Genomic DNA, 13,927 nt, shown 5'->3' with positions numbered 1-13,927 from the left:
AATGATAACCTCTCATTAATCCCTATTTCCTTCTCTTTTGTTCATTAAAAACTCGATAAATTCAAAATCAATGGGCCGGTCAATATCAATGGACCTTTCTTCTGGCATTTCCACAGCCATTGAGTTATCCGTAAAGATACTATTCGTCTTAAGCAGAAAGTCAGGCTGGTACACATAGACCGAAGCATTCAATTCAAAAACTGCGGGTGCATCTTGTCTTCTGCTTACTGGATGTTTTAATTGTTTTGATAAGTAAACTTTTCCATCCTTTTCTTCAACCATATTAAAATATGGATTTTTATGAGCTTTTGTTACACTAAAAACAACATTCGGCCTATATTTAATCATTTTATTAATACAATTATCTATATCTTGAATGGTTCTCAGCGGAGAAGTGGGATCTAAATCGACAATTAAATCATATTTTTCATTTTCTTGTTCTTGGAGAAACTTAACTGCATGCTGTAAAACGGGGATTTTTGGAGAGTGATCCAGTGATAGTTCGTTTGGTCTTAGAAAGGGAACTTCTGCTCCATATTGTTCAGCAACTTTTGAGATTTCCTCTGAATCTGTTGAAACAATAATGCGGTGGAACTTTTTATATTCCTTTGCCAACTCAATTGTGTAAGCTATTAATGGCTTTCCATTCAATAAGCGGATATTTTTATTTGGAACTCCCTTTGACCCTCCTCTGGCACATATCACAGCTAATATTTTCATTATTCACACCTCTCTCTTTCAGTTAAGTCAATAAAAATTTTTTCTTTAGCCGATTTTTTTGCTGCTGCTGCAACTTCTAAAACCCTTTTTCCATCCTCAAGACTGACTAGTGGGCAGTCATTATGTTTTATACATTTTAGAAAGTGATTCATTTCCTGTTCATACATTTTATTTACATCAAATTGAATGTCATAACTTTTCCATTCACTGTCCAGAATGTTATATTCTCTTATCACATTGGTGCTATAATCCCAAATTATTGTTCCTTTTTCACCGATTACTTTACATCCTCTGCTATAAGTTCTCTGCAGATAATCTAAGTGAATATGTGCAATAACACCCGATTCAGTTTTTAATAGTATTTCAGCAATGTCTTCGCTATTGATTTCCAAATTGCTGACTTTGCCGGCAAAAGCACAAACTTCATTAAAATCTCCTAACAGCCAATACAGGTAATCAAATTCGTGAATTAAATCCAATATGACACCACCCCCTTTTTCCTCAGTGGCGCTATATGTTGTCCGATAATCCTGATAAGGCCTCCAATCAGGTAAATACTGACCGGCAAATACAGATACTGAGTATATTTCCCCTATAGCCTTCATTTCTATTAGATTCTTCACTTTTTTTAATCCTGGGTGAAAACGCAAATTACAGCCAATAAAAGCTATTAGATTATTTTCCTGTACGGTTTTTATTAACTCATTAACACCATTTAAATTATGTGATAAAGGTTTTTCGATGAATAAATGACATCCCTTCTTTGCTGCTTTAATAGCAAACTCAACATGTAAATAAGTTGGATTGCAGATAAAAACAGCATCCGGAAATTCTTGCAGTGCTTCATCATAGTCAGTGTATTGCTTAAAGGGGCTATCCTCCTCAACCTTAGAGTGTCTATAAACCAGTACCTCTGTCTCTTGAGCAAGGCTTAGAAGATTATTTAAATGTCTTTTTCCTATCGAACCAAGACCAACAAATAAAACTTTCACCCTCCCACCCCCTTTTTGTTGTCTATTTCTCAAAAGTTAAGTCCTCACTTCTCAATAAATTTAAAATTTCGTTTTTATTTAGTGCGGGTGCATTTTCTGATGAATAATTCTCCTGGGTAGCGATATAAAAACCTTTATATAGATTTATGTCCGCTTTTCCATTCACAATAGAAGGAATAATAAACATTTCGTCATTGCATAATGCTCTCTTTGACTCTTCTAATGTCATGAGTTCTTCATAAATCTTTTCCCCAGGCCTTATTCCAACTTCCACAATGTCAGGTCCTTTCTGTCCTGTTGTCTTTTCAAAGTCTTCTAACATTGCCTCTGCTAATTCCTGAATTTTTATGGTAGGCATCTTTAATATGAAAAGTTCTCCGCCATGTGCATATTCGGCAGCTTTCAACACTAAATTGGATGCTTGGGAAATAGACATTATAAATCTTGTCATATTTTTATCGGTTAGCGTTATTGGTAGCCCCTTTAGTATTTGTTCCTTAAATAATGGAATCACCGATCCCCTAGACCCCATTACGTTTCCAAATCTTACACAGGCAAAAATAGTTTTATGAGAACCTTTATAATAATCTGCAGCTGCTACAAGCTTTTCGGATAGTAATTTGGTAGTTCCCATCGTATTAACCGGATTAACGACTTTGTCGGTACTAATGACAATAACTTTTTTTATTTTTTTTTCCAGGGATGCTTCAATGATATTTTGAACACCGAGAACATTTGTTTTAACTGCTTCAAAGGGATTGTACTCACATGACGGAACATGCTTTAATGCAGCTGCATGAAAAACATAATCTACCCCTTCTAATGCAAATAACAGCCTTTGCTTATCACGTATATCGCCAACAAAATATCTTACATTGTCAAAGTTTTTTAATTCTTGCTGCATAAAAAATTGTTTACTCTCATCCCTGCTAAAAACCCGCACTGACTTTGGACTGCAGTTCAAAAGCAGTTTTACAATTTCCTTGCCAATAGAGCCCGTACCGCCAGTAACTAGTATCGTCCTATTCTTATATATGCTCTTATTAAAAGACACCTTTATATCCTGCCTTCCAAATGAATTAAGTTATTTTTTACAAAGAAACATGTACTGGGATCATTAATGGATTAGTAGATTGGATGAACGACTGGGGTTAATTTAAGGATTTTATTTCGAATAAATCAGGAGCCAATGATTTAATTGAGATTTTCTGTTTTGAATTTTCAATGCTATCAAGCCTTTCAAAAAAGCTCTTTATTTCCTCTTCCGAAGTCATAGTATGTTTTCCTATCTTTGAAGAAAGTGCTTGAATAGTTGAATCTTTTACAGAATTTTCTTCTGCAACATTTAATTTGTTTAATAAGTGAATAATATTTTCATATGCGTATGTGTTTCCAGCAGCATAATAATGTGATAAAAGTCTTTTCTTTTCAGGTTTGTCCCCTGATAAATGAGCAATATTTATGAAGTGTAATATTTGCTCAAGATTAAAAGCCTTTTCGGTAACCATATTAGGCAGTGTATTATTTTCTGTTTTATGGTTAATAGGAAGATAAGAAATGACCGGCTTATCTAATAAAAATGCTTCAATACCTGTAGTGCACGAATTATGAATGACCAGACTTGAAGCCATAATCCACTGCCCAACACTTCCATCATGAACAACAAACACATTTTTATAAGGTTTAAATTCATTGATATAAGGTGTTAAGCTTTCATGAATATGAGGACGTACAACAATATTTAAATGTGGATATTTTTTACTTAGGACTTTAATTAATTTTTGAAAATGTTCATATAGACTTTTTATATACTTTTCAGAATGGTTGAATCCATTCTGGAAGTGATTATATCTTGTAAATCTGGTGTTGACTAAAATAAAATCTCCATATTTTTGTTTAATCATTTTCACTTCATCTTTATATAATTCTCTATATTTTTCCTTTAAAAGATCAAAACGAGGGTGACCGGTAATATGAAATTTTTCTTGATGTGAAGGGAAAATTTTAGTAATGTTTTCCTTCGAGTCTCTGCCCCAGCAATAAACATGTTCAAGAATTCTCAAATACTTATCATCATTTCCAAACCGGGTATACTTTGGACCAAAAATCAATCCTTCTTCATCTAATTCAACAAGTGTATAGCCCTTTTTTCTGGCATTTGCCATATGTCCTTTTCTTGCATCTCCATCTGGATGACCTTTTGAAAATATAATTCCCTTAGGCAAGAGATGTAAATGTTGAAAAATGGGAGTATGGTCACCAAGGACTACATTGTAATTACTCTTAATAGCATAGTAAGTTAGCAAGAGCTTAGCATCCAATTCCCGTGTTTTAGCTTCAATTGGAAGATATAGATACTTTTTTGCCATAATGAAGATCCCACTCCTTCCTTTTACTTTAATTAACTTTTTCACAAGAACTCTCTAATACTTTATAAATTTTTTCGATGTTGCAGTTCTTTTAGATTACTTGCTTTCTGGACAACTTCTTGTCTGTTATTTACTATTCTTTTTAACAAGCTTAATAATTCACTGCTAGTCATATTGTCTAAAACCCAGCCGCCGTCATACTTTTTAACTCTTTCCGCAGGAGCACCAATCTTAGAGGTAATAATAGGGTAACCGGATAGCATTAATTCACTTGTGGTATATGAATATGTTTCCGGCCAAATAGATGAAATAACGGCCAAAGATATTTGCTTTTGTGCTAAAATTTCCGATAAACGTCCCACATCATATTTTCCAGTGATTTCAAACCTTCCGCCATTACTGCTAAATGCCTTATTATGAGAATCAGTAAAACCGATCACCTTAATGTTTATTGGCAATTTATGTTTTATAATTAAATCCTTCAATTCATAGATAATTTTTGAACCTTTTGCAAAGTTAATAGCTCCCACAAAAGCAATATTTAAGTTTTGAGTCTTTGTAAAACTCTCTTTAAACGTATATTTCACGCTATGATCAATGGAATGATCTTTTACCTCAATGTCAAGATCTTTATAGTATTTTAATATAATGTCCTTTGTGCTATTACTGGGAACAAATATTTTTTTTGCTCCTTTAAGAAATGCATGATGCTCATTTCGCCATTCCACTATGTTAATATTTTGCTTTGGAAATAATTTTTTTACACACCCCTGGCATATACTGGGGTCAGTTTGAGTATTACAAAAAGTATTTTTATTGTCTATTAGGTTATAACTTGGGCATGCAGCATAGAAATCATGAATAAAAAAGTAATAGTCTACAAGAGAGTTCTTTATCAAATTGAACATTTTTCTTATCGGATATCCGATTAAATGGTTTATAAAGATAACGTCTATCTTAAATGCATTTAATAACTTTTTGAAATTAAGACCATTCAATTTGTTTATCCTAAGTTTATAAATAATAGGCTTAACATGATTATGGTCGGTTAAAATTAAATGATCAGATTCTTTTACTAGTGTATAAACTCTTTGATCGTCACCAATATTTTTTATTAAGTTAGATTGATATAAAGAGGTTCCGCCGCCTAAATTATGGTTAATAAATAGGGTGCCTTTTCTTTTACTATATTTATCAGCAAACATGATACTTATAATAAAATCTCTGATATCTTTCATAGGGTCGTTAATAATAAAATCATTAATTAGTTTTGGGTAGTTGGGATATCGCCTATTTAACCTTTTTAAGTTTTCAGCCAGTAACTTTTGTTTACTGCCAGGCATCAGATTGAAGCTTGCCCCATGTTTATGATAGACAAATAAATTTGGTGCCAATACATTTTTATATCCATATCTGCGTGCCCGCATGCACCAGTCATTTTCTTCAGCATAGCCTTTACCAAAGGTGATATCATCAAAAACTCCAATCATATTTATAACGTTTCTATTCAGTGCCATACAAAAACCAACACCCGTCGGAATTTCAATCCCTTTCGAAATTGAGTACTTAGAAAAATAATAATCAACTTCTTTTGCAGTCATATTAAAAGGTAAGTCGTTATCTTCATTAAAGTTTGGAAAGGAACATATGGTAGCACTATTTGAAAAAGGAGTAACTGAGGAAATTTTCATATCAATTAAAATGGGAAAAATCAAACGGCGAAAACTGTTAGGAGGAATTTCCGTATCACTATTTAATATAATTGGGTGATTTTTCGTTATTAATAATCCTTTATTCACACTTCTTACATATCCCAGATTATTTTCATTATGAATTATCTCCAGATTAATTAAGTTTTTGTATGCAGATGAAATTTTTATTTTTTCAAGAAACATTGAAATTCTTTTATCCGTACTTGCATCATTAATTAAAATTAAATTATACGGAAGATCAGCATTTTCAAAAACAGACTCTATACATTTTTTTGTAAGCTCGTAACTATTGTAGATCGGTATAATAACATCTACTGTGACATTCCTGAATAGACTTAGATATCTTGCTTCATTAAGTGTTTTGTCAATTGCACTTAAAGGAAAGTCTTCAAGAAGATTATTATTGGCAATGGTATCTTTCCTTTTATGGAACTTTTGGGAGTAGGGTAATCTAGCTTTATTGGTTAGGCTTTTCAGGTTTTTCTTAAAATTCTCATCAGCTTTAGCAGCAGCAGGTTGATTATAATTCAAATTCAGCACAAGACCTTTTTCGTTCCCGATCATTTTTTTTCTATAATCTAATTTAATTTCACTTTGTGTTCTGGAGTAGTTCCAAACTCTAATACAATTCGCAAGTCCCACAAAATACCCGTAAGGATTTAATCCACCAATGCTTCCTGAAGCATAAATATTTTTTTTCGTACTCTTTAACCCTTTTTTTACAAAATTCCCATTGATATATAGACTGGGTGTTTTGTCTTCAAATACGATAGCGATATGCACCCAATTATTAATAAATGAGTTATGAGTGAGTAAAGAGGGAAGATTATTATGACTGTGTTCATAAACTGATACTCCATTAGTGCCAACTGAAACCCCTGCTCCGGATTCATTTGCCCGCTCCTTACCTGGATGGCCCGGACCAATAATATAACTTTGGCCAGCCGTACCAGTAATCCCTCCGCTAGATTGTAAAGATAACTTTATGGTTCTTTGGGGTTTTATCCAGAATTCATAGGTGAAATTATTTTTTACGTTATTAAATAATTCCTGCTTAAACTCTAATTCTTTCCCTTCAAATTTTAAATAGCCTGTGAACAAATATAAGTCACCTCTTTCATTCTTTTGTTATCAAAAACTTCCTACCTAAATTTTGTTTTCCAATTAAAATTGATTTCTGGGCTATCCCAATTAATTCTTTTTTCATCAGGAAGATTTGCATTATATGACTCTGTTGTAAAATAAATAATTGTAGCGGGCTGATTTCCTAATACACGGTAGCCGTGTGCTACACCGCTTGGAATAAGAAGCAAAATTGGGTTGTTTTCGCCCATGTAATAAACTTCTGTTTCCCCATAAGTCGGGGAATAATCCCTTAAATCATAAAGTACCACCTGGGCGCTGCCAGAAGGAAAAAACCAAAGGTCATCTTGCTTTTCATGGTAGTGAAACGCTTTGATGACACCTGGATAACTCATTGACCATGATGCCTGGCCAAACTTTGACAAAAGTTCAGGTTCATCATCTCGAACTAATTCAGCAAAGAAACCTCTATCATCACAATATTTCACCAGCTTTTTTACCTTTACTCCGTCTATCACAACTCTCTCTCCTTCCTTAAGAAATCTTTTAGTGCTTCTTTCCATGGGCGTGGGAGATCAATGTTTTCTTCTAATATTGCTTCATGTCCTAAAATTGAATAGGAAGGTCTTGGAGCAAGTGCTCCATATTCCAAAGTCGTTGTGGGTATTATCAATTCCGGATTATACCCCTTCTCTTCAAAGATCGTTCTTGCAAATTCATACCAGGTGCAGGCATCTGTATTACTAACATGATAGATTTTGCTCTCTTTATAGAACAATCGGATGATTACATCTGCAAGATCATTAACGTAAGTTGGAGAGCCAATTTGATCATCCACTACCTTTAGTTCCTTATTTTCCTGTCCGAGTTTTATCATTGTCTTCACGAAGTTTCCGCCATCATGCCCATAGAGCCAAGAGGTACGAATTATAGTTCCATTATTAAATTTTTGCACTAATTTCTCTCCCAGCCACTTGCTCATACCGTAAGCAGATATGGGATTAGGCTCATCATCTTCGTTGTAGGGAGAGTTTTTCTTCCCATCAAACACGTAATCTGAACTTATATAAAACATACGTGCGTTTATATTGCTTGCGGCCTGTGCAACATATCCTGTACCTAAACCATTTATTTCAAAAGCTTTCTTGGGATCTAACTCACATTGGTCAACCGCAGTAAATGCTGCAGAATGAATAATTATTTCAGGCTTAAGCGTGCTGATAACAGTGTTTACCTTTTCTTTGTTAAGAATATCTAATTCATTTCTGCCTAGACCGATTACGGTATGAGAATGCTCCAATGTACTTAATAGATGTTTGCCTAGTTGTCCATTTGCACCCGTTATTAATATTTTCACCCTTTCCCAAACTCCTTCAATCTGTACCAGTCAATAGTTTTTTGTATGCCTTCATCAAACGAAATCATGGGTTTCCACCCTAAATCTGATGATATTTTAGTTGAATCCATAGCATATCTTCGATCATGTCCTATTCTATCTGGAACATATTTTATTAAACTTTGGTCGTTGCCCAGCTTTTCCAAGATAATTTGTATTACTTCACGATTCGTTTTTTCTTCGATTCCTCCAATATTGTAAACCTGTCCATAATCTCCCTTTTCAAGCACCATCTGAATCGCCCTGCAATGATCTTCAACATAGATCCAATCCCTTACATTTAAGCCATCACCATATAATGGTATAGAATTGTTTGTTAGCGCATTGTTAATTATCTTTGGAATGAATTTTTCTGTATGCTGCATTGGGCCATAATTGTTCCCGCATCTTGTAATCATTAGAGGAAGCTGATGAGTTTTGTAAAATGACCTTACGAGTAAATCAGCACCGGCTTTGCTTGCTGAATAAGGATTATTAGGAGATATAGGGGTGGATTCGGTAAAAGGATGGTCGGTTGGTCCTAAAGACCCATATACTTCATCAGTTGAAATTTGAATCATTTTTTTTGCTTTTCCTTGTAAAACTGCCTGTAAAAGATTAAACGTTCCGTTAATGTTTGTGTGAATAAATGGCTTTGCATTTTCTATACTTCTATCTACATGAGATTCAGCTGCAAAATTAATTATGGCCTCATAACTCTGATCAAATATCTTATTTAATTCATTCTCATTTCCAATATCGCATTTTATAAACCGATACCGATCATAGTTTTCAAACCCTTTTATATTTTCAATGCTCCCAGCATAAGTAAGTGCATCCACATTGGTAATACTATATCTAGAGTTGTCTAATAAATGAGATATGAAATTTGCACCAATAAAACCTGCACCACCGGTTACTAGTAAATGACCTTTCACTGCGCATTCTCCATTTTAATGTTTTTGTATATTTCTTGATTTGCTTGGTAAAGAGATGCATGTGTTCCTGCGTCTATCCACCATCCATCTAACAAGTCATATTGGAGTCGGTTTTTCTGAATATATAGATTATTAACATCCGTAATTTCTAGTTCATTTCTGTTTGAGGGAGAAATGTCTTTTATTAGATTAAAAACCTCTTGATCATAGAAATAAACGCCTGTAACACAATAAGGTGATGGGGGGTTATCAGGTTTCTCAATTATAGATAAAATTCTTTTCGAGTTTTTATCGAGAACTGGAACACCATATTGGCTTGGATCCTTTACCTTTTTGAGGAGAACTTTTGCACCTTTCTCCTGTCCCTGAAAACTTTGAATAAAAGGAGTTAAGGAATCTTCAAAAATATTATCTCCCAATAAAACAACAAACTTTTCATTCCTTATAAATGTTTTTGCTGCCATTAGAGCATCCGCAATACCTTTTCCTTCATACTGCTGCAGTTTATATTTCAAATTTACATTTAGTTCCTCTCCCTCTCCTAACAATTCAATAAAGGAGCCAAGATGTTTTTTATTTACGATTATCAAAATATCTTTTATCCCAGCATCCCTTAATTTAATGATAGACCAATATATCATTGGATAAGGACCTACCGGAAGAAGGTGCTTACTGATAATGTTAGTAACAGGTGCAAGACGAGAGCCTGTCCCTGCAGCTAGTATTACTCCTTTCATAAACAATCCCCTTTCCAAATTTTAATTAATACTGATTCATTTATTGTTCTAGGCTTTGACCAGCATAGTTTATCTTATGTACAAGTGTTATTTTGGTATGGTGTTTTCAACTAATTTTCGAAATATTGTTTTGCCTGAAGGTACTTGAATTTAAGCTAATCATGTCAGATTAATTAAAATTTCCATAAAAATCTATTAATCTAACTCTCAGCTAGTAATACTTGTCCAATCACCTTTCATAATTTTCCATATATTATATCGATATGAAAAATATGAAAGGAAGTGAATAATTGTGTCTTTTACACCATTAGACCGAATTGTAAGCTTAGGAAATGATGGAGTGTATACAAGTACCGTGGATGCAGCTTCAGCAAGAAATAATTTAAGGGATAACGTTGCATCTTCTATTGCGGTCCAAGTCACAAACCCCTATCCATTTTGGCCAAGATTGGATAACTTTTTGAATGATAATAATCCCAATCCTTCTTTTAGTGGGGCAGCCCAGCCTCAATTTATTTGGAATAAGCCTCAAGCTCTCCCAGATGAAGAAGTATTTTTTGCGGTTGGATCAAGATTGATCGGTATAAATGGACTAACAGCGGCTGACTTTTCTGTATATTTAACATCATTTGCGGATAATGCTCACCAGGTTGAGGAAATTAGATTATTTCAAGTGGATGGGAATACGCCACCATTTTCTTATACACCTGTCTATGACCTTGTAAATGCTTCTCCTCCTGCATTTACAACTGCTCCACTTGTTGACGGACCTTTGGTTCAGCCCATAGAGATTGATCCACCCTTCGGATGGCAAAATGTTCGATATTACTCTAATTCCTTTAGTTACACTAATCCAAATGCTACTCCAAGAACTTATCAAATAATTGTTGTGTTTAGGGCAAAAAACTATCTGATTCCAATGAATATTAATGAAAATCCAGGCGGATTGGCATTTCATCTAGATATTTATTCTCAGAATGCTACATTAGCAGCAACTCCATAATTTATACATTAAGGCTATATCTTTTTAGATTTTATAAGAAGATATAGCCTTAATTACTTCACTGATAAATGGGTGTCCGTTCTTATTTATTACCTTGAAATTGAACAGGTTCGCTATACTATTGAAAATCCCCGAAATTTTACATAATTCAGCAGCTATGTGGTTAATGACGACTGAATAATATCTGGGTATTTCCGCACATTTTCCTTCCTGCCCAAATTTAATGACAATTTCCTGGCATAATCTCTGATATAATGTATATATAAGGCAAATATTGAAAATTTTCTGACCCGCATTTAAAATTTTGAATGGACGAGGCGATTTTTTTGCTCCTATTTTACAAGATTGCGGTATGGATGATTGTCGCTTGTCTCGGGTTTTATGTTTTTTCTGTCTGGAGATGGGAAAAGGAAGTTAAGGAGCGGATGTTTGCGATTCGGAAAACCTGGTATATTCTATATGTACTGGGTGCAGTGATTTACTGGACGAAGGAGCCGGCATCCATTTTTACGGATTGGCTGAATTATTTAATCGTCGCGATCATTTTTGCTTTAATTGATGCGTTTGTTTTCCTGGGCTCCTATTTAAAACGGGTCGGCAATAATGAGCTGGCGACGGATACGAGGGATTTGCTTGAAGAAAACAGTGATCTGCTGAACTCCCAGATGAATAAGCTGAAGTCGTTTCAGTATTTATTGAAAAATGAACCGATTGATGTGTATTATGGAGACAGGGAAGCGTATATTGCCGGCATTGAAAAGCTCTTAGCTGATTATGCCGATAAGGTGGATATGAAAGCTTCTCTGTGTCAATATACAACTCAGGAAGATAAAGATCATCTGCTTGAGCACTATCCTGATAAAGCGCTTATTTACAGCCGGCTGGATCGGAAAGAAGTTTATTATGATGCCGATGAAAAGCTGGCGCTGATTCCCTTTTCCATCCTTGAAGACTGTTATGTTATTAAATTGACCTCCGATGAATTTGTCACCGAATTCGACTACCTGCTATTCACTTCACTCATTTCAATATACGATCTAATGCTCCCTGCTGAACAGGAGGACGAAGACCATGAAGGAACCCACGGACCATGAAAAACCTAAATTAAAAACAAAGAGCACCATGAAAGTGATGAAAAAAAAGTCTCGCATCAACCTTCCCGATTTTGAAGTCAGCCCGCACACTGAACGAATTATCAAAGAGAATAAAAGGTTGATAAACGTTTATACAAAAAAGTAAACGGAGCATACTATAAGGCGTGGAAGGTTTTTCTTCCGCGCCTTTATTCATGTTCATTTTATCAGGACATATAATAAAGGAACAACTCCTATATAAAGGGCTGATTTAAATGAAAAAGCTGACGAAGAAAGTGAAAAATATAGACTTCCCATCCTTTTCCCTTTCCCCTTACACGAAAAATCTTTCTAAGAAAACGGAAGCAGCCATCCAGGATTCGAGCAAAGGCAAAAAGCTTCCGAAGAATAATGCATAAAAAAACCGCCTATTAGAGACGGCTTATTTTATAAACATCTTTACTTTCTTTAAAGCATCCTTTGTCGTTGGATACCGGAATGGCAGATCAAATCTGGTGGTTTGCTTCAGTATGCTTTTTTCATGGGAAAACACATCAAAGCTGCCCTTACCGTGATAAGCGCCAATCCCGCTCTCCCCCACTCCCCCGAAAGGCAGATACGGTGAACTCAAATGATAAACGGTATCATTAATGCAGCCTCCTCCAAAGGAAATGCTGTTTAGAATCTGGTTTTGGACACCCTCACTTTCTGTAAAGATATATAGGGCCAAAGGCTTCGGCCGTTCGGTAACCTCTTCAATCATTCTGGACAAGTCGTCGTATACAAGCACTGGGAGAATGGGTCCGAATATTTCATCCTGCATAACCTCATCATTCCAGGTAATATTGCCGAGAACGGTTGGCTCGATGCTTAGGGAGCTAATTTCATGCCTGCCCCCGTAAGTAATCGTTCCATTTGTTAAAAATTTGGCGAGGCGGCTGAAGTGTTTTTCGCTGACGATTCTGGTGAAATGGCCGGATTCAATCGGATTTTCTCCATAGAGCTCGTGTATGGCCTCCTTTAATTCTTTAAGGAATTCTTCTTTTACTCTGCTGTGAACATAAAGGTAATCAGGAGCCACACACGTTTGGCCGGCATTAATGTATTTTCCCCAGGCAATTCTCTTCGCGGCAAGCTTCAGGTTGGTATCTTCATGTACGATGCACGGACTCTTCCCGCCCAGTTCCAGCGTAACAGGTGTAAGATTTTTCGAAGCGGCTTCCATAATGATTTTTCCAACAGGGACACTGCCTGTGAAGAAAATATAATCAACCTTTTCATTTAATAGCGCTGTGCTTGTTTCAGCGTTGCCTTCAACTACTGAAATATACTCTTCAGGAAAATGGCTGCTGATCATTTTTGACAGCAATGCCGAAGTTTGCGGTGTTAATTCCGATGGTTTCAGGATAGCACAATTCCCTGCTGCAATAGCACCGATCAGCGGTGCAATCGCGAGCTGGAAAGGGTAATTCCATGGCGCTATGATAAGCGCAACTCCGTATGGCTCTGGATAGATATAGCTTTTTGAACCGACCTGGGCAAGCGACGACTTCACCTTTCTTGGCTTTGCCCACTTTTTCAGGTGCTTCATCGTAAAACGGATCTCTTCAAGCAGAATTCCGATTTCGGTTAAATAGGCATCGAATTCACTTTTATTGAGATCCGCCTTTAATGCATCCATTAATTCCTGCTCATGCTTCTTAATGACTGTACGAAGCTTGGTTAGCACTTCCATTCTGAATGAGACATCCTTTGTTTTACCTGAGGTGAAGAAGCTTCTTTGTTTTTGTATGAGATCGCCGTAATTTTCCATGGAATACCTCCAAATGGGGTTATGTTTATGGATATATTATCATTTTGGCAGGTGTAAATACACTAATAGGTATGTTATTCGACATAAAAACACCCGGGTTTCCCCGGGTGTC

The 13,927-nt window shown here is 35.5% G+C and carries 14 protein-coding genes; 4 read left to right on the top strand and 10 right to left on the bottom strand.

The window, feature by feature from the left end:
* Window positions 1-15 precede the first annotated feature (15 nt).
* The 9 genes from NYE23_RS08565 to NYE23_RS08525 all read right to left on the bottom strand — a co-directional run bounded on the left by NYE23_RS08565 (window position 16) and on the right by NYE23_RS08525 (window position 9,926).
* Window positions 16-720, bottom strand: a complete 705-nt coding sequence (locus NYE23_RS08565; protein ID WP_341077068.1) for an acylneuraminate cytidylyltransferase family protein — start codon at window positions 718-720, stop codon at window positions 16-18.
* Window positions 720-1,712 carry a Gfo/Idh/MocA family protein gene (locus tag NYE23_RS08560; RefSeq protein ID WP_341077067.1) on the bottom strand — a complete coding sequence of 331 codons (993 nt, stop codon included), beginning with the start codon at window positions 1,710-1,712 and terminating at the stop codon, window positions 720-722. The genes NYE23_RS08565 and NYE23_RS08560 overlap by 1 nt, the downstream gene beginning before the upstream one ends.
* 22 nt (window positions 1,713-1,734) lie before the next feature.
* The gene (locus tag NYE23_RS08555; protein WP_341077065.1) at window positions 1,735-2,766 is read right to left on the bottom strand and encodes a UDP-N-acetylglucosamine 4,6-dehydratase family protein; all 1,032 of its coding nucleotides are present in this window, start codon (window positions 2,764-2,766) and stop codon (window positions 1,735-1,737) included.
* Between the two features lie 97 nt (window positions 2,767-2,863).
* Window positions 2,864-4,081, bottom strand: a complete 1,218-nt coding sequence (locus tag NYE23_RS08550; RefSeq protein ID WP_341077063.1) for a surface carbohydrate biosynthesis protein — start codon at window positions 4,079-4,081, stop codon at window positions 2,864-2,866.
* 62 nt (window positions 4,082-4,143) lie between these two features.
* Window positions 4,144-6,894: a glycosyltransferase gene (locus NYE23_RS08545; RefSeq protein WP_341077061.1), complete on the bottom strand. Its 2,751-nt coding sequence runs from the start codon at window positions 6,892-6,894 to the stop codon at window positions 4,144-4,146.
* A gap of 41 nt (window positions 6,895-6,935) precedes the next feature.
* On the bottom strand, window positions 6,936-7,394 hold the full coding sequence (locus tag NYE23_RS08540) for a dTDP-4-dehydrorhamnose 3,5-epimerase family protein (protein WP_341077060.1): 459 nt from the start codon (window positions 7,392-7,394) through the stop codon (window positions 6,936-6,938).
* The gene (gene rfbD, locus NYE23_RS08535; protein ID WP_341077059.1) at window positions 7,391-8,233 is read right to left on the bottom strand and encodes a dTDP-4-dehydrorhamnose reductase; all 843 of its coding nucleotides are present in this window, start codon (window positions 8,231-8,233) and stop codon (window positions 7,391-7,393) included. The genes NYE23_RS08540 and rfbD overlap by 4 nt, the downstream gene beginning before the upstream one ends.
* Window positions 8,230-9,189, bottom strand: coding sequence for a dTDP-glucose 4,6-dehydratase (gene rfbB, locus NYE23_RS08530; protein ID WP_341077055.1), 960 nt, complete (start codon window positions 9,187-9,189; stop codon window positions 8,230-8,232). Before rfbB ends, rfbD begins: the two co-directional genes overlap by 4 nt.
* Window positions 9,186-9,926, bottom strand: a complete 741-nt coding sequence (locus tag NYE23_RS08525) for a sugar phosphate nucleotidyltransferase (protein WP_341077054.1) — start codon at window positions 9,924-9,926, stop codon at window positions 9,186-9,188. Before NYE23_RS08525 ends, rfbB begins: the two co-directional genes overlap by 4 nt.
* Window positions 9,927-10,218: 292 nt before the next feature.
* Between NYE23_RS08525 and NYE23_RS08520 the strand changes: the two genes are divergently transcribed.
* From NYE23_RS08520 to NYE23_RS08505, 4 genes are all read left to right on the top strand, one after another.
* The gene (locus NYE23_RS08520; protein WP_341077052.1) at window positions 10,219-10,929 is read left to right on the top strand and encodes a hypothetical protein; all 711 of its coding nucleotides are present in this window, start codon (window positions 10,219-10,221) and stop codon (window positions 10,927-10,929) included.
* Window positions 10,930-11,255: 326 nt separating this feature from the next.
* Window positions 11,256-12,023, top strand: a complete 768-nt coding sequence (locus tag NYE23_RS08515) for a type II toxin-antitoxin system SpoIISA family toxin (protein ID WP_341077049.1) — start codon at window positions 11,256-11,258, stop codon at window positions 12,021-12,023.
* Complete coding sequence (locus NYE23_RS08510) at window positions 12,001-12,168, top strand: type II toxin-antitoxin system SpoIISB family antitoxin (protein WP_341077047.1); 168 nt, start codon at window positions 12,001-12,003, stop codon at window positions 12,166-12,168. Before NYE23_RS08515 ends, NYE23_RS08510 begins: the two co-directional genes overlap by 23 nt.
* 109 nt (window positions 12,169-12,277) lie before the next feature.
* Window positions 12,278-12,421, top strand: a complete 144-nt coding sequence (locus NYE23_RS08505; protein ID WP_341077045.1) for a hypothetical protein — start codon at window positions 12,278-12,280, stop codon at window positions 12,419-12,421.
* A gap of 23 nt (window positions 12,422-12,444) precedes the next feature.
* On the opposite strand, the gene NYE23_RS08500 is transcribed toward NYE23_RS08505, so the two are convergent.
* Window positions 12,445-13,815 (bottom strand): aldehyde dehydrogenase, encoded by a 1,371-nt coding sequence (locus tag NYE23_RS08500; protein WP_341077042.1) that lies wholly within the window; start codon window positions 13,813-13,815, stop codon window positions 12,445-12,447.
* Window positions 13,816-13,927: the final 112 nt, after the last annotated feature.

The organism is Cytobacillus sp. FSL H8-0458 (assembly GCF_038002165.1).
Classification (GTDB): domain Bacteria; phylum Bacillota; class Bacilli; order Bacillales; family Cytobacillaceae; genus Cytobacillus.
Note: the sequence above shows the minus strand (reverse complement) of the source record. Positions and strands in the feature narration are given on the sequence as shown.

Coding starts and splice junctions, on each gene's coding strand:
- NYE23_RS08565 (WP_341077068.1), bottom strand. CDS start 720: ATGAAAATATTAGCTGTGATATGTGCCAGAGGAGGGTCAAAGGGAGTT.
- NYE23_RS08550 (WP_341077063.1), bottom strand. CDS start 4,081: ATGGCAAAAAAGTATCTATATCTTCCAATTGAAGCTAAAACACGGGAA.
- NYE23_RS08525 (WP_341077054.1), bottom strand. CDS start 9,926: ATGAAAGGAGTAATACTAGCTGCAGGGACAGGCTCTCGTCTTGCACCT.
- NYE23_RS08510 (WP_341077047.1), top strand. CDS start 12,001: ATGAAGGAACCCACGGACCATGAAAAACCTAAATTAAAAACAAAGAGC.
- NYE23_RS08505 (WP_341077045.1), top strand. CDS start 12,278: ATGAAAAAGCTGACGAAGAAAGTGAAAAATATAGACTTCCCATCCTTT.
- NYE23_RS08500 (WP_341077042.1), bottom strand. CDS start 13,815: ATGGAAAATTACGGCGATCTCATACAAAAACAAAGAAGCTTCTTCACC.